General features: G+C 60.6%; 24 protein-coding genes. 19 read left to right on the top strand and 5 right to left on the bottom strand.

The window, feature by feature from the left end; all coding sequences use genetic code 11:
- Window positions 1–74: 74 nt before the first annotated feature.
- The gene (locus tag MA884_RS25910) at window positions 75–692 is read left to right on the top strand and encodes an FKBP-type peptidyl-prolyl cis-trans isomerase (protein WP_025215564.1); all 618 of its coding nucleotides are present in this window, start codon (window positions 75–77) and stop codon (window positions 690–692) included.
- A gap of 127 nt (window positions 693–819) precedes the next feature.
- On the opposite strand, the gene MA884_RS25915 is transcribed toward MA884_RS25910, so the two are convergent.
- The 3 genes from MA884_RS25915 to MA884_RS25925 all read right to left on the bottom strand — a co-directional run bounded on the left by MA884_RS25915 (window position 820) and on the right by MA884_RS25925 (window position 2,798).
- Window positions 820–1,077, bottom strand: coding sequence for a hypothetical protein (locus tag MA884_RS25915; protein WP_256233173.1), 258 nt, complete (start codon window positions 1,075–1,077; stop codon window positions 820–822).
- A gap of 203 nt (window positions 1,078–1,280) precedes the next feature.
- Complete coding sequence (locus MA884_RS25920) at window positions 1,281–1,622, bottom strand: zinc ribbon domain-containing protein YjdM (RefSeq protein WP_076386396.1); 342 nt, start codon at window positions 1,620–1,622, stop codon at window positions 1,281–1,283.
- Between the two features lie 207 nt (window positions 1,623–1,829).
- The gene (locus MA884_RS25925) at window positions 1,830–2,798 is read right to left on the bottom strand and encodes a polyprenyl synthetase family protein (RefSeq protein WP_076386394.1); all 969 of its coding nucleotides are present in this window, start codon (window positions 2,796–2,798) and stop codon (window positions 1,830–1,832) included.
- A gap of 239 nt (window positions 2,799–3,037) precedes the next feature.
- Here MA884_RS25925 and rplU point away from each other — a divergent pair, with 239 nt between their 5' ends.
- The 5 genes from rplU to MA884_RS25950 all read left to right on the top strand — a co-directional run bounded on the left by rplU (window position 3,038) and on the right by MA884_RS25950 (window position 6,937).
- A complete protein-coding gene (rplU, locus tag MA884_RS25930) occupies window positions 3,038–3,352 on the top strand; it encodes a 50S ribosomal protein L21 (RefSeq protein WP_003176051.1) in 315 nt (104 codons plus the stop codon).
- A 35-nt stretch (window positions 3,353–3,387) separates the two neighbouring features.
- Window positions 3,388–3,645 carry a 50S ribosomal protein L27 gene (rpmA, locus tag MA884_RS25935; RefSeq protein ID WP_003176049.1) on the top strand — a complete coding sequence of 86 codons (258 nt, stop codon included), beginning with the start codon at window positions 3,388–3,390 and terminating at the stop codon, window positions 3,643–3,645.
- Between the two features lie 190 nt (window positions 3,646–3,835).
- Complete coding sequence (cgtA, locus tag MA884_RS25940; protein WP_256233174.1) at window positions 3,836–5,059, top strand: Obg family GTPase CgtA; 1,224 nt, start codon at window positions 3,836–3,838, stop codon at window positions 5,057–5,059.
- A 285-nt stretch (window positions 5,060–5,344) separates the two neighbouring features.
- Window positions 5,345–6,463, top strand: a complete 1,119-nt coding sequence (gene proB, locus MA884_RS25945; protein ID WP_256233175.1) for a glutamate 5-kinase — start codon at window positions 5,345–5,347, stop codon at window positions 6,461–6,463.
- Between the two features lie 9 nt (window positions 6,464–6,472).
- Window positions 6,473–6,937, top strand: a complete 465-nt coding sequence (locus MA884_RS25950) for a CreA family protein (RefSeq protein WP_256233176.1) — start codon at window positions 6,473–6,475, stop codon at window positions 6,935–6,937.
- Between the two features lie 184 nt (window positions 6,938–7,121).
- Here MA884_RS25950 and rpsT read toward each other — a convergent pair whose 3' ends face one another.
- Window positions 7,122–7,400: a 30S ribosomal protein S20 gene (gene rpsT, locus MA884_RS25955; protein ID WP_003185593.1), complete on the bottom strand. Its 279-nt coding sequence runs from the start codon at window positions 7,398–7,400 to the stop codon at window positions 7,122–7,124.
- A 254-nt stretch (window positions 7,401–7,654) separates the two neighbouring features.
- Between rpsT and murJ the strand changes: the two genes are divergently transcribed.
- From murJ to ispH, 6 genes are all read left to right on the top strand, one after another.
- Complete coding sequence (gene murJ, locus MA884_RS25960; RefSeq protein WP_256233177.1) at window positions 7,655–9,193, top strand: murein biosynthesis integral membrane protein MurJ; 1,539 nt, start codon at window positions 7,655–7,657, stop codon at window positions 9,191–9,193.
- A gap of 129 nt (window positions 9,194–9,322) precedes the next feature.
- Window positions 9,323–10,261, top strand: coding sequence for a bifunctional riboflavin kinase/FAD synthetase (ribF, locus tag MA884_RS25965; protein ID WP_256233178.1), 939 nt, complete (start codon window positions 9,323–9,325; stop codon window positions 10,259–10,261).
- Between the two features lie 13 nt (window positions 10,262–10,274).
- Window positions 10,275–13,106, top strand: a complete 2,832-nt coding sequence (ileS, locus tag MA884_RS25970) for an isoleucine--tRNA ligase (protein ID WP_256233179.1) — start codon at window positions 10,275–10,277, stop codon at window positions 13,104–13,106.
- A complete protein-coding gene (gene lspA, locus MA884_RS25975; RefSeq protein WP_256233180.1) occupies window positions 13,099–13,620 on the top strand; it encodes a signal peptidase II in 522 nt (173 codons plus the stop codon). Before ileS ends, lspA begins: the two co-directional genes overlap by 8 nt.
- Window positions 13,613–14,050, top strand: a complete 438-nt coding sequence (fkpB, locus tag MA884_RS25980; protein ID WP_256233181.1) for an FKBP-type peptidyl-prolyl cis-trans isomerase — start codon at window positions 13,613–13,615, stop codon at window positions 14,048–14,050. Before lspA ends, fkpB begins: the two co-directional genes overlap by 8 nt.
- A gap of 135 nt (window positions 14,051–14,185) precedes the next feature.
- Complete coding sequence (gene ispH / locus MA884_RS25985) at window positions 14,186–15,133, top strand: 4-hydroxy-3-methylbut-2-enyl diphosphate reductase (protein ID WP_256233182.1); 948 nt, start codon at window positions 14,186–14,188, stop codon at window positions 15,131–15,133.
- On the opposite strand, the gene MA884_RS25990 is transcribed toward ispH, so the two are convergent.
- Window positions 15,110–15,625, bottom strand: coding sequence for a GspH/FimT family pseudopilin (locus tag MA884_RS25990; RefSeq protein ID WP_256233183.1), 516 nt, complete (start codon window positions 15,623–15,625; stop codon window positions 15,110–15,112). The genes ispH and MA884_RS25990 overlap by 24 nt on opposite strands.
- 175 nt (window positions 15,626–15,800) lie before the next feature.
- On the opposite strand from MA884_RS25990, the gene MA884_RS25995 reads away from it, so the two are divergent.
- From MA884_RS25995 to thiO, 7 genes are read left to right on the top strand one after another with little or no spacing between them, the layout of a single operon-like run.
- The gene (locus MA884_RS25995; protein WP_256233184.1) at window positions 15,801–16,274 is read left to right on the top strand and encodes a GspH/FimT family protein; all 474 of its coding nucleotides are present in this window, start codon (window positions 15,801–15,803) and stop codon (window positions 16,272–16,274) included.
- On the top strand, window positions 16,271–16,732 hold the full coding sequence (gene pilV, locus MA884_RS26000; protein WP_256233185.1) for a type IV pilus modification protein PilV: 462 nt from the start codon (window positions 16,271–16,273) through the stop codon (window positions 16,730–16,732). Before MA884_RS25995 ends, pilV begins: the two co-directional genes overlap by 4 nt.
- Window positions 16,729–17,442, top strand: a complete 714-nt coding sequence (locus MA884_RS26005; RefSeq protein ID WP_256233186.1) for a PilW family protein — start codon at window positions 16,729–16,731, stop codon at window positions 17,440–17,442. The genes pilV and MA884_RS26005 overlap by 4 nt, the downstream gene beginning before the upstream one ends.
- A gap of 13 nt (window positions 17,443–17,455) precedes the next feature.
- Window positions 17,456–17,935: a PilX N-terminal domain-containing pilus assembly protein gene (locus MA884_RS26010; RefSeq protein WP_256233187.1), complete on the top strand. Its 480-nt coding sequence runs from the start codon at window positions 17,456–17,458 to the stop codon at window positions 17,933–17,935.
- Window positions 17,922–21,023 carry a pilus assembly protein gene (locus MA884_RS26015; protein WP_256233188.1) on the top strand — a complete coding sequence of 1,034 codons (3,102 nt, stop codon included), beginning with the start codon at window positions 17,922–17,924 and terminating at the stop codon, window positions 21,021–21,023. The genes MA884_RS26010 and MA884_RS26015 overlap by 14 nt, the downstream gene beginning before the upstream one ends.
- Window positions 21,024–21,033: 10 nt before the next feature.
- A complete protein-coding gene (locus MA884_RS26020) occupies window positions 21,034–21,435 on the top strand; it encodes a type IV pilin protein (RefSeq protein WP_256233189.1) in 402 nt (133 codons plus the stop codon).
- A 55-nt stretch (window positions 21,436–21,490) separates the two neighbouring features.
- Window positions 21,491–22,591 (top strand): glycine oxidase ThiO, encoded by a 1,101-nt coding sequence (thiO, locus tag MA884_RS26025; RefSeq protein WP_256233190.1) that lies wholly within the window; start codon window positions 21,491–21,493, stop codon window positions 22,589–22,591.
- Window positions 22,592–22,838: the final 247 nt, after the last annotated feature.

Raw genomic sequence — 22,838 nt, forward strand, 5'->3', positions numbered from 1 at the left:
GGTTCCGGGCGCTCCGGGAGGCGCTGTGTCAAGCACGGCATATTCCCGAGCCGTCCGCACAGCGGAGCAGCATCATGTCCGAAGTTAACCTGTCCACCGACGAAACCCGCGTCAGCTACGGCATTGGCCGTCAGTTGGGCGACCAACTGCGCGACAACCCGCCACCGGGCGTCAGCCTGGACGCGATCCTGGCTGGCCTGACCGACGCTTTCGCCGGCAAGCCGAGCCGTGTGGGCCAGGACGAGATGTCCGCCAGCTTCAAAGTCATCCGCGAAATCATGCAGGCCGAAGCTGCCGCCAAGGCAGAAGCCGCCGCTGGCGAAGGCCGTGCATTCCTGGCTGAAAACGCCAAGCGCGAAGGCATCACCACCCTGGCCTCGGGTCTGCAATTTGAAGTGTTGACTCAGGGTGAAGGCGCCAAGCCGAGCCGTGAGGACCAGGTGCGTACCCATTACCACGGCACCCTGATTGACGGCACTGTGTTCGACAGCTCCTACGATCGTGGCCAGCCTGCCGAATTCCCGGTGGGTGGCGTGATCCCAGGCTGGACCGAAGCGCTGCAACTGATGAACGCCGGTAGCAAATGGCGTTTGTACGTACCAAGCGAACTGGCCTACGGCGCTCAAGGCGTTGGCAGCATTCCGCCGCACAGCGTACTGGTGTTCGACGTCGAGCTGTTGGACGTTCTGTAAGGCATCAACGCTTGAACAGGCTTTTGTGGGAGCGAGCCTGCTCGCGATGGCGGTCGATCAGTCAATATTGATGTTGAATGTCACACCGCTATCGCGAGCAGGCTCGCTCCCACAGGGTTTGCGTGCTTCATCCGTGAAACCTGCCATTAAAATCGCCACTGGGGCGCAACGCCCGGGCGTAACAAAACAGGAAGAGATTGCGCACCAGTTCCTTGAGCACCAGTGGCTCGCTGGAATTGAGGCTGTTGAGGTCCAGATCCCCCTGGTCCTGCAATTCGTTCAAGGCTTCTTCTTCAAGCACCGCACAGACTTCCCCGGTTTCCCGATGCAGGATTCTCAGGTAAGGGTGTGGGCGGTCCAGCCAGGCATCGATCAAATAAGTCATGGTTCTCATCTCCTTGATGGGTTTGATGAGAATAATTCTTATTCGCTAAATAGCAAGGCTCTATTGGTGTTCGAATTGTTTTTCTGACGGTGGGTGGCGGCAGCTCAATCGGCTGGCGCTTGGCTCGAAGGTGCAAACGTGGGCTGGAGCGGGGGAGGGTGAAGCACCATCCCACGCCGGGCGTGGGATGGAATACACAAGGCTCAGACTTTTCTGACGAACTCGGATTTGAGTTTCATCGGGCCGATGCCGTCGATCTTGCAGTCGATGTCATGGTCGCCATCGCACAAACGGATGTTCTTGACCTTAGTACCCACCTTGACCACCAACGACGTGCCTTTGACCTTGAGGTCCTTGATTACGGTGATGGTGTCGCCGTCTTGCAGGACATTGCCGACCGAATCCTTCTTCACTGTTTCATCGGACGCCGTTTCAGCTTCGCCGCTGGCAGACCATTCGTGGGCACACTCCGGGCAGACCAGTTGAGTACCGTCTTCGTAAGTGTATTCGGAATTGCATTTCGGGCAGGGAGGCAACGTGCTCACTAAGGTTCCTTGGGTATCAGGAGGGCAAAAGGGCGCACATTATATAGGGTTTTGTTGCGAAAGAGGGACGGTGCTGCGTTTGGATATCCTGTGGCGAGAGGATTTGTGGGAGCAAGGCTTGCCCGCGATACAGGCGACTCGGTTTCTGAAGGACCGCATCGTCGTCATCGCGGGCAAGCCTTGCTCCCACAAAAAGCCTGTGTGTACTCAGTGAGTACGGGCCACCGCAAACTCGCTCAGTTCCACCAGTGCATCGCGGTATTCGCTGGCCGGCAGGGCGTCGAGGCATTTGATCGCGCGGGCGACGTAGTCACGGGCCAGTTTCGCGGTGTAGTCCAGCGAACCGGACGCTTCAACCGCTTCACGAATGCTCTCCAGGTCTTCGATCCCGCCTTTCTGGATCGCCTGGCGTACCAGTGCCGCCTGCTCAGGGGTGCCTTCGCGCATGGTGTAGATCAGCGGCAGGGTCGGCTTGCCTTCGGCCAGGTCGTCCCCGACGTTCTTGCCCAGCGTCTCGGCGTCGCCCTTGTAGTCCAGCAGGTCGTCGACCAACTGGAAGGCCACACCCAGGTGATCGCCAAAGGTGCGCAACGCTTCGCTCTGCTCGGCGCTGGCGCCGGCCAGGGCGGCGGCGCTGTGGGTCGAGGCTTCGAAGAGCATCGCGGTCTTGCCGCGGATGACTTCCATGTAGGTCTCTTCGGTGGTGCTGGCATCGCGCACTTTGGACAGCTGCAGCACTTCGCCTTCGGCGATGATGCGCGTGGCCTGGGACAGGATCTTCATCACCGGCATCGAGCCCAGTTCGACCATCATTTCGAACGAGCGCGAATACAGGAAGTCGCCCACCAGCACGCTTGGGGCATTGCCCCACATGGCGTTGGCGGTCGAGCGTCCACGGCGCATGCCGGACATGTCGACCACGTCGTCATGCAGCAGGGTCGCGGTGTGCAGGAACTCGATGGTGGCGGCCAGCAGGCGCATGTCGTCGCCTTCGCGGCCCAGGGCCTTGCCGCACAACAGCACCAATAAAGGACGCAGGCGTTTACCGCCCGCCGAAGTGATGTAGTCGCCGATTTTCGATACCAGCGGCACTCGGGAAGTCAGCTGCTTCTTGATGATGCCGTCGACGGCGCTAAAATCGTCCGCCACCGCGCGGTAGAAAGCTTGGGGTTGCATCAGCGACAGGTGCTCCAGAAGGGTTGCGCGGCATGCTAGGACCCCCACCCAGACCTGTCAAGGCGCGATGGACGGCTACTTGCAAGGCGCTTGCGGCTTGCGTACAATCGCGCACCCTGAACTTCCTGGGCAGCACCTGCCTTACGCAATTGCATCCGGGCCTTCCAGCCCATGCAGCCATGCCAGCCAATACCTCTTCTTATAAAGCGCTGGGTGAGCAGGATTATCGGAGAAATACCATGTCGTACGCAGTAATTGTTACTGGTGGCAAGCAATACAAGGTCGCCCCAGGTGAATACCTGAAGATCGAAAAACTGGAAATCGCTACCGGCGAATCCGTGACTTTTGATCGCGTTCTGTTGGTCGCCAATGGCGATGACGTGAATATCGGCGCTCCAGTCGTTGCTGGCGCTACCGTTGTGGCTGAAGTGATCTCCCAAGGTCGTCACGATAAAGTCCGCATCATCAAGTTCCGTCGCCGTAAGCACCACATGAAGCGCATGGGCCACCGCCAGTGGTACACCGAGATCAAAATCACCGGTATTCAGGCTTAATTTCAGCCTAATTCCTCACTAGGAGAATTGAACTCATGGCACACAAAAAAGCTGGTGGTAGTACCCGTAACGGTCGCGACTCAGAAGCCAAACGCCTTGGCGTCAAGATGTATGGCGGCCAGAAAATCATTCCGGGCAACATCATCGTGCGTCAGCGCGGCACCCAATTCCACGCCGGTTACGGTGTTGGCATGGGTAAGGATCACACCCTCTTCGCGAAAATCGAAGGCGTGATCAAGTTCGAAGTAAAGGGCGCGTTCAACCGCCGTTACGTGAGCGTTGTCGCAGCTTAATTGCGAGATCGCTGGAAAAGCCCTGTCTTGCGACGGGGCTTTTTCGTTTGTGGGGTGAGTCTCTTGCAAAACTGTTTGTATGGGCTGTCGGCGCTGCAGTTGGGGCGTGTCATCAGGTCGCTGCGCTCATTTTTGCAAGAGTCTTATGTCTTGTTTTTTTGGCTCGTCCGTATGGCGAGAGGCGTGTGTCATGAAGTTTGTTGATGAAGTATCGATTCGAGTAAAGGCTGGCGACGGCGGCAATGGTTGCATGAGTTTCCGTCGGGAAAAATTCATTGAGAACGGTGGTCCGAACGGTGGTGATGGAGGCGACGGCGGCTCGATCTACATGCTCGCCGACGAAAACCTCAACACCCTGGTGGACTACCGTTACACCCGGCACTTCGATGCCGAGCGTGGCTCCAACGGTGGCAGCACCGACTGCACCGGCAAAAAGGGCGAAGACCTGATCCTGCGCGTGCCGGTCGGCACCACGGTGATCGACTCCGCCACTCAGGAAGTCATTGGCGACCTGACCAAGGCTGGCCAGCGTCTGATGGTGGCCCATGGCGGCTGGCACGGTCTGGGTAACACCCGTTTCAAGTCCAGTACCAACCGTGCGCCGCGCCAGACCACGCCAGGCAAGCCAGGCGAGCAGCGCGACCTCAAGCTGGAAATGAAGGTGCTGGCCGACGTGGGCCTGTTGGGTCTGCCGAACGCCGGCAAAAGTACCTTCATTCGCTCGGTGTCGGCGGCCAAGCCGAAGGTGGCCGATTACCCGTTCACCACCCTGGTGCCGAACCTGGGCGTGGTCAGTGTCGACCGCTGGAAGAGCTTCGTGGTTGCGGATATTCCGGGGCTGATCGAAGGCGCTTCCGATGGTGCGGGCCTGGGGATTCGCTTCCTCAAGCACTTGTCCCGTACCCGACTGTTGCTGCACCTCGTGGACATGGCGCCGCTGGATGAAACCAGTGCCGCTGATGCGGCCGAAGTCATTGTCAGCGAGCTGACCAAGTTCAGCCCGGCCCTGGCTGAGCGTGACCGCTGGCTGGTGCTGAACAAGTGCGACCAGATCCTTGAAGAAGAGCACGAGGAGCGGGTCAAGGAAATCGTCGATCGCCTGGAGTGGGAAGGTCCGGTCTACGTGATCTCGGCCATTGCCAAAGAAGGCACTGAGCGCCTGTGCCACGACATCATGCGTTATATGGAGGATCGTGCCGATCGCCTGGCCAATGACCCAGCCTACAAGGAAGAGTTGGCCGAGCTCGATCAGCGTATCGAAGACGAGGCGCGTGCTCAGTTGCAAGCGCTGGATGACCAGCGTGCCCTGCGTCGCAGCGGCGTGAAGTCGGTCCATGACATCGGTGATGACGATTGGGACGAAGAAGACGTGGATGACGAAGACGGTCCGGAAATCATCTACGTTCGCGACTGACTTTCTGCGGATGCTCGCCGCTTGAGGTCAAAACCTGTGGGGGCGAATCTGTGGGAGCAAGCTTTGCTCCCACGGGCGTGCTCCCACAGGTGTGCTCACTCATGGATTCTCGGGTGACTGGCCTGGGGGCAGGTTTAACTGGTCCAGTGCGGTGTTATCATCGCAATCAGCCAGTTTCCAAGGCGCCGCTCATTTGAGCGGCGTTTTGGTATCTGTAAAACGCAAATACGAATAATCCCATGGGCGGTGCTGGGTCGCGCCGTTCGCTGGCAAAGGTTGAAGAAGATGCGGAGCAAGGTGACGGGTGCGCAGCGCTGGGTCGTGAAGATCGGCAGTGCACTGCTGACGGCGGATGGCAAGGGCCTGGATCGCAAGGCAATGGCGGTGTGGGTCGAGCAGATGGTGGCCTTGCATGAGGCTGGCGTCGAGCTGGTATTGGTCTCTTCGGGGGCTGTGGCAGCTGGCATGAGCCGTTTGGGCTGGACGTCGCGACCCAGCGCGATGCACGAGTTGCAGGCCGCTGCCGCCATCGGTCAGATGGGGCTGGTGCAGGCCTGGGAGTCGAGCTTTGCCGAGCACGGTCGCCATACGGCGCAGATTCTGCTGACCCATGACGACCTGTCCGACCGCAAGCGCTACCTCAATGCTCGCAGCACTTTGCGGGCGCTGGTGGAGCTGAAAGTCATCCCGGTGATCAACGAAAACGACACGGTGGTCACCGACGAGATTCGTTTCGGCGACAACGACACCCTGGCCGCGTTAGTGGCGAACCTGGTGGAGGCGGATCTGCTGGTGATCCTCACGGATCGTGACGGCATGTTCGACGCCGACCCGCGCAGTAACCCCGGCGCCAAGCTGATTTACGAGGCCCGTGCCGATGATCCGGCGCTGGACGCGGTCGCGGGCAGTACCGGTGGCGCGCTGGGGCGTGGCGGCATGCAGACCAAGCTGCGTGCCGCCCGTCTGGCTGCTCGTTCCGGGGCTCACACCATCATTGTCGGTGGTCGGCTGGAGCGGGTGCTGGATCGCCTCAAGGCGGGCGAGCGCATCGGCACGTTGCTGTCTCCTGAGCGTGGCATGTTGGCGGCGCGCAAGCAGTGGCTGGCCGGCCATCTGCAAACCCGTGGCACGCTGGTGCTGGACGCGGGGGCGGTGTCGGCGCTGTCCCAGGGCAATAAAAGTCTGCTGCCGGTGGGCGTGAAGCTGGTCCAGGGCAGTTTTCGTCGTGGCGAAATGGTGGTGTGCGTGGCGCCGGATGGTCGCGAGATCGCCCGAGGCCTGGCCAACTACAGCGCGCTTGAGGCACAAAAAATCATCGGTCAATCGTCTGATGCGATTGTCGGTCTGTTGGGTTACATGGCTGAGCCAGAACTGGTTCACCGTGACAACCTGATTCTCGTCTAAGGAAAAATCATGGGTTTGGCAAAAGGATTGATCGGCTTGCTGGTGGCATTGCCGCTGCTGGCCTCGGCCGAGGAGATTGGCCAGGTGTCGACGGTGTTCAAGCTTGTCGGGCCGAATGACCGTATCGTCGTCGAAGCCTTTGACGATCCGAAGGTGGACGGGGTGACCTGCTATCTGTCGCGGGCCAAGACCGGTGGTGTGAAGGGCGGCCTGGGCCTGGCCGAGGATCGCGCCGAGGCGTCCATTGCCTGCCGCCAGGTCGGTCCCATCAGCTTCAAGGGCGAACTCAAGGACGGCGAGGAGGTGTTCAGGGAGCGCACGTCGCTGGTATTCAAGACCATGCAGGTGGTGCGCTTCCTCGACAAGAAGCGCAATACGCTGGTGTACCTGGTCTACAGCGACCGCGTGATCGAAGGCAGTCCGCAGAATGCGGTGACGGCGATTCCGATCCTGCCGTGGGCTCGTGCCCAATAAGCGGACGAAAATCCTATTGTGGGAGCGAGCCTGCTCGCGATAGCTATGTAACAGTCGATACAGGTATTGAATGTTAGTCAGCTATCGCGAGCAGGCTCGCTCCCCCATTTTTTTGCGGTGTGCCTGGTAGATCGCGGGCAATAAAAAACCGACCCTGAGGTCGGTTTTTTAACGAGCGTGTCGCTTAGGCAGCAGCGGCAACGTTCAGGGCCTTTACGTGGCCATTCAGACGGCTCTTATGGCGAGCAGCCTTGTTCTTGTGGATGATGCCTTTATCGGCCATGCGGTCGATAACTGGCACAGCCAGAACGTAAGCAGCTTGTGCTTTTTCAGCGTCTTTTGCGTCGATGGCCTTAACTACGTTTTTGATGTAGGTACGGACCATGGAACGCAGGCTGGCGTTGTGGCTGCGACGCTTCTCAGCCTGTTTTGCACGTTTTTTGGCGGAAGGTGTGTTGGCCACCGTCGAGCTCCTCGAAAGACTTTTTAGGAAATAGCAAACAAAATAGGCCGCGAATCATGCCGATGAGTTGATGTCTTGTCAAGGGCGGGTGACGCGTTCCGCTGAATGGCAGGTACAACGCACCGGATGATTTCTTTCCGGCGTGCGACCTGTAAACTCGCGGGCTTTGGCTCTGCACTGTTTAGCGGCGCGGAGTATCGCATAAGTGGGCGCGTTGTTCGCCTGCTGTTTATCGACAGGCAAAAACTCTTTTCATGAATCTGCTCAAATCGTTGGCTGCCGTCAGCTCTATCACGATGCTTTCACGCGTCCTGGGCTTCGTTCGTGACACGCTGATCGCTCGGATATTTGGTGCCGGAATGGCCACCGATGCCTTCTTCATTGCCTTCAAGTTGCCCAACCTGTTGCGGCGGATCTTCGCCGAAGGGGCGTTTTCCCAAGCCTTCGTGCCGATCCTGGCAGAATACAAGAGTCAGAAGGGCGACGAGGCGACCCGCACGTTCATTGCCTACGTCACGGGTTTGTTGACCCTGGTGCTGGCGCTGGTCACGGTCGCCGGCATGCTCGCCGCGCCCTGGGTGATCTGGGCGACGGCACCGGGTTTTACCGATACCCCGGAAAAATTCCAGCTCACCTCGGACCTGTTGCGGGTGACCTTTCCTTATATATTGCTGATTTCCCTGTCGTCCCTGGCCGGGGCGATCCTCAATACCTGGAACCGTTTCTCGGTGCCGGCCTTCGTGCCGACCCTGCTCAACGTCAGCATGATCGTGTTTGCGGTGTTCCTGACGCCGTACTTCGACCCGCCGGTGATGGCCCTCGGTTGGGCGGTGCTGGTGGGCGGCCTGGCGCAGTTGCTGTATCAACTGCCTCACCTGAAGAAAATCGGCATGCTGGTGCTGCCGCGCCTGAATCTGCGCGACAGCGGTGTGTGGCGGGTGATGAAGCAGATGCTGCCGGCGATCCTCGGGGTTTCGGTGAGTCAGATTTCCCTGATCATCAACACCATATTCGCCTCGTTCCTGGTGGCCGGCTCGGTGTCGTGGATGTACTACGCCGACCGCCTGATGGAGTTGCCGTCCGGCGTGTTGGGCGTGGCTCTGGGCACGATTCTGTTGCCGACCCTGGCCAAGACTTACGCCAGCCAGGACCGCCAGGAATACTCGCGCATCCTCGACTGGGGGCTGCGCCTGTGCTTCGTGCTGGTGCTGCCTTGCGCCCTGGCGCTGGGCATCCTGGCCGAGCCGTTGACTGTCTCGTTGTTCCAGTACGGCCAGTTCAATGCATTTGACGCGCTGATGACCCAGCGGGCCCTGATTGCTTACTCGGTGGGCTTGCTCGGGATCATTGTGATCAAGGTCCTGGCGCCAGGTTTCTACGCCCAGCAGAACATTCGCACACCGGTGAAAATCGCCATTTTCACCCTGGTGATGACCCAATTGTTCAACCTGTTGCTGATCGGTCCGCTGGCCCACGCCGGCCTGGCCCTGGCGATCAGTGCCGGCGCCTGCCTCAACGCCGGGCTGCTGTTTTATCAGTTGCGTAAGCAGAAGATGTATCAGCCGCAGCCGGGCTGGGGCAAGTTCGGCCTGAAGCTGTTGGTCGCCGTGGCGGTGATGTCAGCGGTGCTGCTGGGGGCGATGCATTTCATGCCGGCGTGGGGCGAAGGGCAGATGCTCGAGCGTTTCCTGCGCCTGGGCGTGCTGGTCATCGCGGGTGTGGTGGCGTATTTCGGCATGCTGCTGCTGATGGGCTTCCGCCTGCGCGACTTCAACCGCAAGGGCTTGAGCTGAGGGTTTACCCTCGATAATCCCGGGCCGGGCAGTGGTTTTGTCGGCTCGATCACTTTGGGTTACGGTGTTGCCTGTCGTCGGCCGCCGGGTGTGGTTATAATCGGCCACTTTATGAGCAAGAAGCGCGTTATGCAGCTGGTTCGAGGCCTCCACAACCTGCGCCCCCGGCATCGGGGCTGTGTCGCCACTATTGGCAACTTTGACGGTGTTCACCGTGGCCACCAGGCTATCCTGGCGCGGTTGCGCGAGCGTGCCCAGGAATTGGGCGTGCCCAGTTGCGTGGTGATCTTCGAACCGCAGCCCCGGGAATTTTTCGCCCCGGACACCGCGCCGGCCCGTCTGGCCCGGCTGCGGGACAAGCTGAATCTGCTGGCCGCCGAAGGTGTCGACCGGGTCTTGTGCCTGGCCTTCAATCAACGCCTGAGCAAGCTCAGTGCCGCCGAGTTCGTCGAGACCATCCTGGTGGACGGTCTGGATATAAAACACCTGGAAGTCGGTGATGATTTCCGTTTCGGCTGCGACCGGGCAGGGGATTTCGATTACCTGCAACAGGCCGGCAAGGCCCGGGGCTTCACCGTCGAAGCGGCGCAGACCGTCGAGATGGATGGCCTGCGCGTCAGCAGTACCCAGGTCCGCAATGCCCTGGCGGCTGCCGACTTCGAATGGGCCGAGCGTTTGCTCGGCCGGCCGTACCGGATTGCCGGACGGATCCTGCACGGGCAGAAGCTGGCGCGCCAACTGGGCACGCCGACGGCCAACGTGCAACTCAAGCGTCGTCGTGTGCCGCTGACCGGGGTGTTCCTGGTGAGTGTCGAGATCGACGGCAAAACCTGGCCCGGTGTCGCCAATATCGGCGTCCGGCCCACGGTCCAGGGGGATGGCAAGGCCCACCTCGAAGTACATGTTCTGGATTTTGCCGGCGATCTGTATGACCGGCGTTTGACGGTGGTTTTCCACCAAAAGCTGCGTGAAGAGCAGCGTTTTGCCTCTCTGGAGGCGCTCAAGACGGCGATCCATGCAGATATCGCCGCCGCCCGTGCCCTTGTCGCAACCAGCGCCAATCGCTAATGAAGAGCCTTAAATGACCGACTATAAAGCCACGCTAAACCTTCCGGACACCGCCTTCCCAATGAAGGCCGGCCTGCCTCAGCGCGAACCACAGATTCTGCAGCGTTGGGACAGCATTGGCCTGTACGGAAAGTTGCGCGAAATTGGCAAGGATCGTCCGAAGTTCGTCCTGCACGACGGCCCTCCGTACGCCAACGGCACGATCCACATCGGTCACGCGCTGAACAAGATCCTCAAGGACATGATCATCCGCTCCAAGACCCTGTCGGGTTTCGACGCGCCGTATATCCCGGGTTGGGATTGCCATGGCCTGCCGATCGAGCACAAGGTTGAAGTGACCCACGGCAAGAACCTGGGCGCGGACAAGACCCGCGAGCTGTGCCGTGCCTACGCCACCGAGCAGATCGAAGGGCAGAAGTCCGAATTCATCCGCCTCGGCGTGCTGGGCGACTTCGCCAACCCGTACAAGACCATGGACTTCAAGAACGAAGCCGGCGAAATCCGTGCCTTGGCGAAAATCGTCGAGGGTGGCTTCGTGTTCAAGGGCCTCAAGCCGGTGAACTGGTGCTTCGATTGCGGTTCGGCCCTGGCCGAGGCGGAAGTCGAGTACGAGAACAAGAAGTCGTCGACCATCGACGTCGCGTTCCCGATCGCCGATGAAGACAAGCTCGCCGCCGCTTTCGGCCTGGGCAAGCTGAGCAAGCCGGCGTCGATCGTGATCTGGACCACCACCCCGTGGACCATCCCGGCCAACCAGGCGTTGAACGTTCACCCGGAATTCAACTACGCCCTGGTCGATGTTGGCGACAAGCTGCTGGTATTGGCCGAAGAACTGGTCGAGTCCTGCCTGGCCCGCTACAACCTCGAAGGCTCGGTGCTGGCCACCGCGCCAGGCTCGACGCTGGAGCTGATCAATTTTCGTCATCCGTTCTATGACCGCCTGTCGCCGGTGTACCTGGCCGACTACGTGGAGTTGGGCGCAGGCACTGGTGTGGTTCACTCCGCGCCAGCCTATGGCGTTGACGACTTCGTGACCTGCAAGAAGTACGGCATGGTCAACGACGACATCCTCAACCCGGTACAGAGCAATGGCGTGTACGTGCCGTCGCTGGAGTTCTTCGGCGGGCAGTTCATCTTCAAGGCCAACCCGGCCATCGTCGACAAGCTGGCCGAAGTCGGCGCGTTGCTGCACACCACCGTCATCGAACACAGCTACATGCACTGCTGGCGCCACAAGACCCCGCTGATCTACCGCGCCACCGCGCAGTGGTTCATCGGCATGGACAAGCAGCCAGCCACTGGCGAGACCCTGCGCCAGCGCTCCCTCAAGGCCATCGAGGACACCAAGTTCGTGCCGGCCTGGGGCCAGGCGCGCCTGCACTCGATGATCGCCAACCGTCCCGACTGGTGCATCTCCCGCCAGCGTAACTGGGGTGTGCCGATCCCGTTCTTCCTGAACAAGGAAAGCGGCGAGCTGCACCCGCGCACCGTCGAACTGATGGAAATGGTGGCCAAGCGCGTTGAAGTCGAAGGCATCGAAGCCTGGTTCAAGATGGACGCCGCCGAGCTGCTGGGCGACGAAGCGCCGCTGTACGACAAGATCAGCGATACCCTGGACGTCTGGTTCGACTCCGGCACCACCCACTGGCATGTGCTGCGTGGCTCGCACCCGATGGGCCATGAAACCGGCCCGCGTGCCGACCTGTACCTGGAAGGTTCGGACCAGCACCGCGGCTGGTTCCACTCGTCGTTGCTGACCGGTTGCGCCATCGACAACCACGCACCGTACCGCGAGCTGCTGACCCACGGCTTCACCGTCGATGAGTCCGGGCGCAAGATGTCCAAGTCCCTGGGCAACGTGATCGCGCCGCAGAAGGTCAACGACACCCTGGGCGCCGACATCATGCGCTTGTGGGTCGCCTCCACCGACTATTCCGGCGAGATGGCCGTTTCCGAGCAGATCCTGCAGCGCAGCGCGGACGCCTACCGGCGGATCCGTAACACCGCGCGCTTCCTGCTCTCGAACCTGACCGGTTTCAACCCGGCCACCGACCTGCTGCCGGCCGAAGAAATGCTCGCGCTGGACCGCTGGGCCGTGGACCGTACCCTGCTGCTGCAACGCGAATTGCAGGAGCATTACGGTGAGTACCGTTTCTGGAACGTCTACTCCAAGATCCACAACTTCTGCGTGCAGGAGCTCGGTGGTTTCTACCTCGACATCATCAAGGACCGCCAATACACCACTGGCGCCGACAGCAAGGCGCGTCGTTCCTGCCAGACCGCGCTGTTCCACATCAGCGAAGCGCTGGTGCGCTGGATCGCGCCGATCCTGGCGTTCACCGCCGACGAGCTGTGGCAGTACCTGCCGGGCGAGCGCAACGAATCGGTGATGCTCAATACCTGGTACGAAGGCCTGACCGAACTGCCGCAAGGTTTCGAGCTGGACCGTGCCTATTGGGACCGGATCATGGCGGTCAAGGCGGCGGTCAACAAGGAAATGGAGATCCAGCGCGCGGCCAAGGCCGTGGGTGGCAACCTGCAGGCCGAAGTGACGCTCTACGCCGAAGAAGCCCTGGGAGTCGACCTGGCCAAGCTGAGCAACGAGCTGCGTTTCGTGCTGATCACTTCCACCGCCAGTGTCGCGCCGTTGGTGCAGGCGCCGGCCGATGCGGTAACCACTGAGGTCAGCGGCCTGAAGCTGAAAATCGTCAAGTCGAACCACACCAAGTGCGCCCGCTGCTGGCACTGCCGCGAAGACGTCGGCGTGAACCCGGAGCATCCGGAAATCTGCGGTCGTTGCGTCGACAACATCAGCGGCACCGGTGAGGTTCGTCACTATGCCTAGTGCGTCTAACGTGGCGAGCCGTTTCGGACGGCTGAGCTGGCTGTGGTTGAGCGTGCTGGTGCTGGTCATCGACCAGGCCAGCAAGTACTACTTCGAGAACTCGCTGACCATGTACCAGCAGATCGTGGTCATTCCCGATTACTTCAGCTGGACGCTGGCCTACAACACCGGCGCGGCGTTCAGCTTCCTGGCCGACAGTTCGGGCTGGCAGCGCTGGCTGTTCGCCCTGATCGCCATCGTGGTCAGCGGCGTGCTGGTGGTCTGGCTCAAACGCCTGGGCCGCGATGAGACCTGGCTGGCCGTGGCGCTGGCATTGGTGCTCGGGGGCGCGTTGGGTAATCTTTATGACCGGATTGCCTTGGGCCACGTGATCGATTTCATCCTGGTGCATTGGCAGAACCGCTGGTATTTTCCGGCGTTCAACTTTGCCGACAGCGCCATCACCGTGGGCGCCGTGATGCTCGCCCTGGACATGTTCAAGAGCAAGAAAACCGGAGAAGCCGTCCATGACTGAGCAGCGCATCGCTCAAAACACTGAAGTGACGCTTCACTTCGCCCTGTACCTGGAAAACGGTGATACCGTCGACAGCACCTTTGACAAGGCTCCGGCGGTGTTCAAGGTTGGCGACGGTAACCTGCTGCCAGGCTTCGAAGCGGCGATCTTCGGTTTCAAGGCCGGCGACAAGCGCACCGTGGTTGTGCCACCGGAAAACGCCTTTGGTCAGCCCAACCCGCAAAACGTGCAGACCATGCCACGCTCCCAGTTCCAGGACATGGAACTGTCCGAAGGCCTGCTGGTGATCTTCAACGATGCGGCCAATACTGAGCTGCCGGGTGTGGTGAAAGCTTTCGACGACGCCCAGGTGACCGTGGACTTCAACCATCCGCTGGCGGGTAAGAGCTTGAGTTTCGAAGTGGAAATCATCGAAGTGAAGGCGGTTTAAGATTTAACGGCAATTACCGCTCCCACAATACCTGTGGGAGCGAGCCTGCTCGCGAAAGCTGAGTCACAGCCACCGTCGAGTTGACTGATCCACCGCATCGCGAGCAGGCTCGCTCCCACAGACACGAGGCACAGCATGCAAATCAAACTCGCCAACCCCCGTGGCTTCTGCGCCGGCGTGGATCGGGCGATCGAAATCGTCAACCGCGCCCTGGAAGTCTTCGGGCCGCCCATTTACGTGCGTCACGAAGTGGTCCACAACAAATTTGTCGTCGAAGACCTGCGTAGCCGTGGGGCGATCTTCGTCGAGGAACTGGATCAGGTGCCGGACGACGTCATCGTGATCTTCAGTGCCCACGGGGTTTCCCAGGCGGTGCGTACCGAAGCCGCCGGTCGTGGCCTGAAGGTGTTCGACGCCACCTGCCCATTGGTGACCAAGGTCCATATCGAAGTGGCGCGCTACAGTCGTGACGGTCGCGAATGCATCCTGATCGGCCACGAAGGCCATCCGGAAGTCGAAGGCACCATGGGCCAATACGATGCCAGCAACGGTGGCGCGATCTACCTGGTCGAGGATGAAGAAGACGTCGCCGCCCTGCAGGTGCGTAACCCGGAAAAGCTGGCCTTTGTCACCCAGACCACCCTGTCCATGGACGATACCAGTCGGGTGATCGACGCCCTGCGCGCACGCTTCCCGGCCATCGGCGGACCGCGTAAGGACGACATCTGCTACGCCACCCAGAATCGTCAGGATGCGGTCAAGCAACTGGCCGACGAGTGCGATGTTGTGTTGGTCGTTGGTAGCCCGAACAGCTCCAACTCCAATCGCCTGCGTGAGCTGGCCGAGCGCATGTCCACGCCGGCCTATCTGATCGACGGTGCCGAAGACATGCAGCGCAGCTGGTTCGAAGGCGTCGAGCGTATTGGCATCACTGCCGGTGCTTCAGCGCCGGAAGTGTTGGTGCGCGGCGTGATCCAGCAATTGCAGGCCTGGGGTGCAACCGGTGCCGATGAGTTGTCCGGTCGCGAGGAGAACGTCACCTTCTCCATGCCCAAGGAACTACGCGTGCGCTCCTTGCTTTAAGTCCTTTTCGCACAAGGCCTGCTCGGTTTTCTCGCTGCGCAGGCTGACACGGCCGCTGCGCGACAGCACCACCTGATGGTGACTGAACGGCTTATGGCGTGCACAAACATGTAACGTCCCCGCCTGAAATGCGCCGCTGGGCAGGAGCGGCTCCCCCTGGCCGCCGAACCGCACCGAATGTTTTACCGGCCCGTTGCCAATGATTCGAGCATGGCGACTGCGCTGCGTCAGCAATGTCTGGTCATCGCCCTCCAGCATGATTCGCCACCCCTGGCTCCAATCGTTGTCTATCCCTTGAATCGTCACCGTCCTATTGCGCGTGATTGCTTCGCTGCGAGCGCTGCGCAGACCGCTGGCCAGCAGCCGCGCGGCGTCGTCGCGTTCAGCGGATTCGACGAGTGCTTTGTATCCGGAACCGGCCCACGGCAGAACAATCGCGGCAATTGCCAGTCCCATGAGCAGTTCGATCAGGCTGAAGCCCTGTTGGTGCATGACGCCTCCTCCCTGGAGAGCTTGTTGTGGCGAGAGCTTGCTCCCGCTGGCTGCGTAGTGGCCCCAAAAAATGAGGGCCGCTTCGCACCCCAGCGGGAGCAAGCTCCCTCGCCACAGGCAGTCGTTTGTTCTAGCGTGTAGAAGCAGGTATAGCCGACGGCAACGGAGGGCATCGATGGATCTTCGTACAAAAGGTTTCACGCTGATTGAGGTGCTGGTCGCCCTCGGCGTGCTGCTGCTCCTGATCACCCTGGCGGTACCGGCCCTTACCGGCTCGGTGCAGGGGACCAAGGCCGATACCGATATTGGCGACCTGCGCCGGGCGCTGAACTTCGCCCGGATGACGGCGATCGACCGCGGTGTCACGACACGGATTCGCCCCACGGCCGAGGGCGGTGCCTGGAGTGGCGAACTGACGGTGTATGACAGTACTGGCGCTGAGCCCAATGTATTGCGGGTTGTTCCAGCGATGAGCAGCGGCGCGACTCTGACGCTAACCTCAGACGTGACCAACATTGATTTCAACAACCTGGGCGGGTTGTCGGCACCGGCCATGCCGGTGACTTTCAATTATGTAAGGGGGGCGCAGAGCAGGGCGCTGAGTGTTTGCCTCAATGGACGAATCGTATTGGGTGGAAGTTGCGGATGAAGGGTGGCAGTAAACAGGCACAGGATGGCATGACACTGATCGAGGTGCTGGTGGCGGTGCTGATTCTTGGCGTGGGCTTGCTGGGAGCGGCGATGGTTCAGCTCAATGCGCTTAAATATACCGATAGCTCGCGCATGACCAGCCAGGCCAGCTTCATCGCCTACGACATGCTGGACCGCATTCGCGCCAACTCCAGCGCCGATTACACGGTCACGCCGCCCAGTTCACCCAACCTCAACGTGGCCCGGGACCAGGACCTCTACGATTTCAAGACCAACATCGTCAGCTTCGGCGGCGCCACGGCCACCGGCACTGTTGCGCTGCACCAGCGGGTCTACACCATTACCATCTCCTGGGACGATGCCCGGGCCGCCAACACGACCAACGCCGCCGAGGCACGACGCAGCTTCGTGCTGACCAGTCGCGTCGCCGTCGACCCGGTGGGGACAACGCCATGAACAGGCATTGCCGGGGATTTGGCCTGATTGAATTGATGATCGCGCTGGTGCTCAGCCTGATCGTCGTGCTGGGTGTGGTGCAGATTTTCATCGCCGCCAAAAACACCTACGTCAGTCAGAGCGCGGCGGCGGTTATGCAGGAGGATGCGCGGTTCGCCCTGAGCAAGATGGTCCAGGAACTTCGCATGGTGGGCATGTTCGGTTGCCTGGAGACCGTTCTCGACGCCTCCTCGGCGGGGGATTTCAATGCCAGCAAGGTCACGCCGATCAGTTGGGACAACGCCAATCTGAAGCTGACCCTGGTGACGACGGATGTCGGCAACAGCGGCGGCGTGCCGACCTGGACTGTGGTCTCGGATTGTCGCAACACGGCGACCGCCTATACCGGGGCGCGGCTACCGGCGGCCGGGCAAATGGCGTTTCCGATACGGCGGCTGGTCTACAGCTTCAGCAATAACCAGTTGTTGATGGGCTCCGGCGCTGGCAATCCGACCCTGGCGGTACTGGTGGATAACGTCCGGACATTCGATGTGACATTTGGTGTGGCCAGCAGCGCGACAGACATCGCGGCATCGAGCTACAACCGCAACCCGACCGATCCGGCCCTGATCCGCAGCGTACGCCTGACCCTCACGCTCTTTGACCCGAAGAACAACGTGCGCGAGCAGACCTTCAACGTGGTTGCCGCTTTGCGCAACCGGCTTTTGTGAGGGGGGACAATTGATGCGTCCGACTCTCGCCAGACACCGGCAACATGGGATGGCACTGCTGGTCAGCCTGGTTTTCCTGCTGCTCCTGACGCTGATCGGCCTGTCGTCGATGCAGAGCGCTACCCTCCAGGAAAAAATGACCAGTAGCGTCATGCTGCGCAACCAGTCCTTCCAGTTGGCCGAGGCAGCGCTGCGGGTCGGTGAAAGCGCGGTGCAGGCCGAGGCCTACTCCCTACCGGTGTGCACCACCGCGACCCAGTGTGCGCCACCGGCTGAGTCGGCAACGCTCACGGTGGCCGGGCGCAATTCATCGTCGGGGGTGACCTGGATCGCGGTCCCTGGCGGGTTTTACGGCGTGCAGAATCTTGGCACCACGCTCACGGCGGTCAACGTGCCGATCAATACGTCGGCGACCCTGTACCGGATCACGGCGGTGGCTGTGGTGGGAAATAACCAGCGCAGCGTCGTGGAGAGCATCTATGCGAAATATTAAGGTGCGCCGGGATTGGAGGCCGGCGTTCTGGGGCGTGCTGCTCAGCCTGTATCTGGCTGCACCGGCCTATGCTTTCACGCCTTCGGATTCGCCGCTGCTGAGTGCCGCCGCAGTCACACCTAATGTGATGCTGCTGATCGATGATTCGGGGAGTATGAACAACATCATTTGGGCGTCGGGGTTTGATCCGACGGTGTCGCGCTCGAGTGTTTATACATGCAACTCCAACAACAGTTGCTTTGGAGGGCAGTTACTGGATCCCGATGATGGAAACGTTTTGCTGTCGAGTCTGTACCGGGGTGGCTGCTCGAGTAACTGGTACGGTTTCTATCGAGGCTTTCTTGATCGGGTCTGCCTGCGATTACCAGATCCCGTGGGCAATGGTGACACCCGTTATACCACTAAATACCTGGCGTATCTTCTGACCCTGGCCAACGGCTCGAACCGGGACTACACCAACGGCTCCATCCCCAGGGACTATCGAATCAACGTGGCACGGGACGTCTCCAACGACCTGGTCGCCAACAACCGTGCCTTGCGCATCGGTCTGGCCACCTTCAACCCGCCCAACTTCAGCAACTCCGGCCCGGGGGGCTACATTGCCCGTGGCGTCAGCGATCTGTCACCCGTCAGCGGCAGCGTGACCCAGACCCAGGCCAACACCAACTACAGCGCCCTGATCAACGCCATCAACGGCCTGGGCGCGGTCGCCAATACGCCATTGGCCGAGAGCTATTACGAGGTCACCCGTTATTTCAGGGGCATGGCGCCGTACCACAACAGTACCCCCAGCACCTACACCAGCCCGATCCAGTACCGGTGCCAGAAGAATTTCGGCGTGGTGATCACCGACGGCTTGCCCACCTTTGACCGCACCTTTCCCACCAACGACCCACTAGGTGGATCCCGTCTGCCGAACTGGGATGGCATCACTACCAACGATGGCGCTGATCGCAACGGTGACGCCGAGGGCGATACGCTTTATCTGGACGACATCGCCAAGTTCGCTTTCGACATCGACATGCGCTCCACCGGTACCGACGCCACCGGCCAGAGCTGGAACGCCACGGATTTCCCCCGGCAGTACCTCAATACCTACACCGTGGGTTTTGCGGTCAGCAATACGATGCTGTCCGACGCCGCTCGCTACGGTGCGGGTAAATATTATCCGGCGTCCGACAGCGAAGGCCTGAACTCAGCCCTGTCATCGGCCTTGAGTGACATCACCTCCAAGGCCGGATCGGGGGGCGGCGGCACCACCAACGGTGCAACGTTGTCCACTACCTCCAGCTATTACCAGACCACCTATGACCCCAAGGACTGGCGGGGCACCATCCGGGCATTCGGTTTTACTTCGGCAGGAACGGTCGATACGGCAGCGGTGCAATGGACCACCAACACCAGCATCGTGCCGGGTGCCACGGCACCGACCTATCAGTCATGGAACACCGCGACCAACACCCCCGTAACCCTGGCCTACGGCAACTTTTCACCGGCCCAGCAAACCAGCCTCAGCCAGGGACTGCCCACGGGGATCACCGGCAACGATCTGGTGGAATGGAGCAAAGGCGTCAATAAAACTGGTCTGAAGGTGCGCAGCGTGTTGCTGGGGGACATTATCAACTCGCCACTGCTCCTGGCCTCACCGAACGACCAGACCGCCTCGGACCTGCTGAACGACACCAGCTACAGCACCTACCTGGCAACCAAGGCGGCGAACATGAACGCCAATCTCGTGGTGAATGCCAACGACGGTTTCTTCAGCGTCATCAACAGCGCAAACGGCACGCGGCGTTACGCTTATATGCCGTCAAGCGTCCTGCCCTCGCTGCTGGACATCGCTGACGCCCGTTACATCAATGGCGTGAGCCACAAGTTCCTGGTGGATGGGCAGATCGGCGTATTCGATGCGCAACTGGGCAGTGCCTGGAAGACAGTTGCCCTGGGCGGGACCGGAGCCGGGGGCAAAGCGTTCTATGCGGTGCAATTGTTCGATGCAGCGGCAGGCAATGCGCTTCGGGCGTTGTGGGAAATCAGCGCACCTACCGTCGCCAATACGGCCAACGCCTTCAATGATCTGGGCTACGCCTATGCGCGTCCTGAAGTCGCGCGCCTGGCCGATGGTCGCTGGGCCGCGTTCATCGCCAATGGCTATGGCAGCAACACCGGCGTGGCGGCGCTGTACGTGGTGGATATCCGTGATGGCTCGCTGATCAGGAAGATCATCGTCAACAGCAGTGAGACCGGTAATGGTCTGTCGTCGGTCAAGCTTCGGGTCAATTCCCAGAACGTGGTACAGGCCGCGTACGGTGGCGACTTGAAAGGGCGGATGTGGAAGTTCGACCTCAGCGGTACTTCCCCCACCACCTGGGGCGTCGCGTTTGCCGGGCAGCCACTATTCACCGCACCCGGTGGCGCAACCCAGCCAATCACCGTCCAGCCGCTGCTGGCGGACAACCCCCAGGGCGGGACCCAGGTTTTTTTCGGCACGGGCAAATTCAACGAAGCGGTGGACAAGCTCAATAAGGATTTGCAGGGGTTCTATTCGATCTGGGACGCCCCCGGCGGTACCGGACAAATCACGGTTTCGAGCCTGCAAGCCCAGTCGATCACAGGGGTGTTTTCAGGCAGCACCGGGCAATTCGTGACGACCAGCCAGACCGACGTGACGTATCCTGCGAAAAATGGCTGGTATCTGCCCTTGGTGTACAACAACGCATTGACCGGGGAACGGGTGATCAACCCGGCCAGTCTGGTGCTCGGGCGCGTGGTCTTCACCACGGCCGCGGTGGACACCACCGACCCCTGCGCCAGCTTTGGTACCGGCAAGCTGATCGAGGTGGATGCGTTCAACGGTAAGATGCTCAACTACGCGGTGCTCGACACCAACGGTGACGGCATGCTCAACAGCCTCGACACGGTCTCCAGCGGGGTGATTTTCACGGGGGGGATCCCGACCTTGAGTGCTGTCGTCAGTGCCAATGGGGCCACCAACATGATCGTGAACGACTCCGGTGGCGGTATCACCGACCTGCTGGGAAAATCCGTCGGCGGCAGCCGCCGCATCATGTGGCGGCAAATACAATGAGAGATAAGGTATGCGCAGATCCAACCGGGGCTTCACCTTGATCGAAATCATGATCGTGATCGCGATCATCGGTATCGTGATCACCGTCGGCTATCCGAGCCTGACCGAATACATGAAAAAAGGCCGACGGGCCGAAATCGCCGGGTTGCTATCGGAGCAGGCGCAGATCCTTGAGCGCCATTACTCCAAGAACAATGTCTACACCAACGCGACCGGGCTGAGCAGCGGTAACGATTTCTACACCATTACCCAGACGCTCATGGACCAGAGTTTCACCCTGACTGCCGTGCGCAACAACGCCTCGTCCATGGCAACCGACAAATGTGGTGATTTCACCATCAACAACACCGGCGCGCGAAGCATCATCAACGCTGCTGCCGGGCTGACTGCCAAGGATTGCTGGGGTCGCTGAGTTTATTTATTCGGGCGCTGTCCTGCGCCCTTTGTCTTGTGAGTTGAAATAGAACATGACCAGGCAACAGCAAGTGGTGATTGTCGGCGGCGGAGTCATCGGTCTGCTGACGGCGTTCAATCTGGCGTCCGAAGGGCAGCGTGTGGTGCTACTGGACCGCTCCAGTGTCGGCCAGGAATCGTCCTGGGCCGGTGGCGGTATTGTTTCGCCGCTGTACCCCTGGCGCTATAGCCCGGCGGTCACTGCGCTGGCCCACTGGTCGCAGGATTTTTATCCACAACTGGCTCAGCGTCTGTTAGCCGCCACCGGGGTTGATCCGCAGGTGCATGTCACCGGTCTGTATTGGCTGGACCTGGACGATCAGGCCGAAGCACTGGCCTGGGCCGAGCGGGAAGGGCGCCCGTTGCAGGCTGTGGAAATCTCGGCTGTCCATGATGCGGTGCCGGTGCTGGGCGCGGGTTACTCCCGGGCGATCTACATGGCCGATGTGGCTAATGTGCGCAATCCCCGGTTGGTGAAGTCCCTCAAGGCAGCGTTGCTGGCGCTACCCAATGTCACGCTGCATGAGCAATGCGAGGTTGGTGGTTTCATCCGCGACGGTGGGCGTGTCGTGGGGGTTAACAGCTCCGAGGGTCCGATCCTTGGCGATCAGGTGGTCCTGGCTGCGGGCGCCTGGAGCGGTGAACTGCTCAAGACTCTGGGGCTGAAATTGCCGGTCGAGCCGGTCAAGGGCCAGATGATTTTGTATAAGTGTGCGTCGGATTTTCTATCGAGCATGGTCCTGGCCAAGGGCCGTTATGCGATTCCGCGTCGCGACGGGCATATTCTGGTGGGCAGTACGCTGGAGCGCGAAGGCTTCGACAAGACCCCGACCGATGTTGCGCTCGAGAGCCTGAAGGCGTCGGCGCAGCAGCTGATTCCTGCGCTGGCGGACGCCGAGGTGGTGGGGCATTGGGCCGGGTTGCGGCCTGGATCGCCTGAAGGTATTCCCTATATCGGCGAGGTGCCGGGGTTTGCTGGGTTGTGGTTGAACTGTGGGCATTATCGTAATGGGCTGGTGCTGGCGCCGGCGTCGTGTCGGTTGTTTGTTGATGTGATGTTGGGGCGTGAGCCGGTGATTGATCCTGCGCCTTATGCGCCGGCGGGGCGATTGTAAGGTTCGGCTCTGGTTTGGGTTGAGCTGGGTGACGAGGCGGCCTGACAGCCGGCCTGTCTCTCACGGTTGTACCCGGATCCAACTGTGGGAGCGAGCCTGCTCGCGATGGCGGCCTGACAGCCGGCCAGGGTTTTGTTGGCTGGGTATATATCCGTTTCTGCGGTAATGGCTGCTGGCGGTTCCGCTCTTACAGCGGGTCACTTTTGGAAGAGCGCCAAAAGTAACCAAAAGCGCTTTGCCCCACCAC

The sequence above is a fragment of the Pseudomonas sp. Q11 genome (assembly GCF_024494355.1).
Lineage (GTDB): Bacteria > Pseudomonadota > Gammaproteobacteria > Pseudomonadales > Pseudomonadaceae > Aquipseudomonas > Aquipseudomonas hefeiensis.

Excerpts from the sequence above, each read along its gene's own strand:
- lspA (WP_256233180.1), top strand. The coding sequence starts at position 13,099 with ATGCCTAGTGCGTCTAACGTGGCGAGCCGTTTCGGACGGCTGAGCTGG.
- ribF (WP_256233178.1), top strand. The coding sequence starts at position 9,323 with ATGCAGCTGGTTCGAGGCCTCCACAACCTGCGCCCCCGGCATCGGGGC.
- MA884_RS25990 (WP_256233183.1), bottom strand. The coding sequence starts at position 15,625 with ATGCACCAACAGGGCTTCAGCCTGATCGAACTGCTCATGGGACTGGCA.
- MA884_RS25910 (WP_025215564.1), top strand. The coding sequence starts at position 75 with ATGTCCGAAGTTAACCTGTCCACCGACGAAACCCGCGTCAGCTACGGC.
- MA884_RS26020 (WP_256233189.1), top strand. The coding sequence starts at position 21,034 with ATGCGCAGATCCAACCGGGGCTTCACCTTGATCGAAATCATGATCGTG.
- fkpB (WP_256233181.1), top strand. The coding sequence starts at position 13,613 with ATGACTGAGCAGCGCATCGCTCAAAACACTGAAGTGACGCTTCACTTC.
- murJ (WP_256233177.1), top strand. The coding sequence starts at position 7,655 with ATGAATCTGCTCAAATCGTTGGCTGCCGTCAGCTCTATCACGATGCTT.
- proB (WP_256233175.1), top strand. The coding sequence starts at position 5,345 with ATGCGGAGCAAGGTGACGGGTGCGCAGCGCTGGGTCGTGAAGATCGGC.
- cgtA (WP_256233174.1), top strand. The coding sequence starts at position 3,836 with ATGAAGTTTGTTGATGAAGTATCGATTCGAGTAAAGGCTGGCGACGGC.
- MA884_RS25950 (WP_256233176.1), top strand. The coding sequence starts at position 6,473 with ATGGGTTTGGCAAAAGGATTGATCGGCTTGCTGGTGGCATTGCCGCTG.
- rplU (WP_003176051.1), top strand. The coding sequence starts at position 3,038 with ATGTCGTACGCAGTAATTGTTACTGGTGGCAAGCAATACAAGGTCGCC.
- MA884_RS26010 (WP_256233187.1), top strand. The coding sequence starts at position 17,456 with ATGCGTCCGACTCTCGCCAGACACCGGCAACATGGGATGGCACTGCTG.
- MA884_RS25915 (WP_256233173.1), bottom strand. The coding sequence starts at position 1,077 with ATGACTTATTTGATCGATGCCTGGCTGGACCGCCCACACCCTTACCTG.
- rpmA (WP_003176049.1), top strand. The coding sequence starts at position 3,388 with ATGGCACACAAAAAAGCTGGTGGTAGTACCCGTAACGGTCGCGACTCA.
- ispH (WP_256233182.1), top strand. The coding sequence starts at position 14,186 with ATGCAAATCAAACTCGCCAACCCCCGTGGCTTCTGCGCCGGCGTGGAT.
- MA884_RS25925 (WP_076386394.1), bottom strand. The coding sequence starts at position 2,798 with ATGCAACCCCAAGCTTTCTACCGCGCGGTGGCGGACGATTTTAGCGCC.
- MA884_RS26015 (WP_256233188.1), top strand. The coding sequence starts at position 17,922 with ATGCGAAATATTAAGGTGCGCCGGGATTGGAGGCCGGCGTTCTGGGGC.
- thiO (WP_256233190.1), top strand. The coding sequence starts at position 21,491 with ATGACCAGGCAACAGCAAGTGGTGATTGTCGGCGGCGGAGTCATCGGT.
- ileS (WP_256233179.1), top strand. The coding sequence starts at position 10,275 with ATGACCGACTATAAAGCCACGCTAAACCTTCCGGACACCGCCTTCCCA.
- pilV (WP_256233185.1), top strand. The coding sequence starts at position 16,271 with ATGAAGGGTGGCAGTAAACAGGCACAGGATGGCATGACACTGATCGAG.
- MA884_RS25995 (WP_256233184.1), top strand. The coding sequence starts at position 15,801 with ATGGATCTTCGTACAAAAGGTTTCACGCTGATTGAGGTGCTGGTCGCC.
- MA884_RS26005 (WP_256233186.1), top strand. The coding sequence starts at position 16,729 with ATGAACAGGCATTGCCGGGGATTTGGCCTGATTGAATTGATGATCGCG.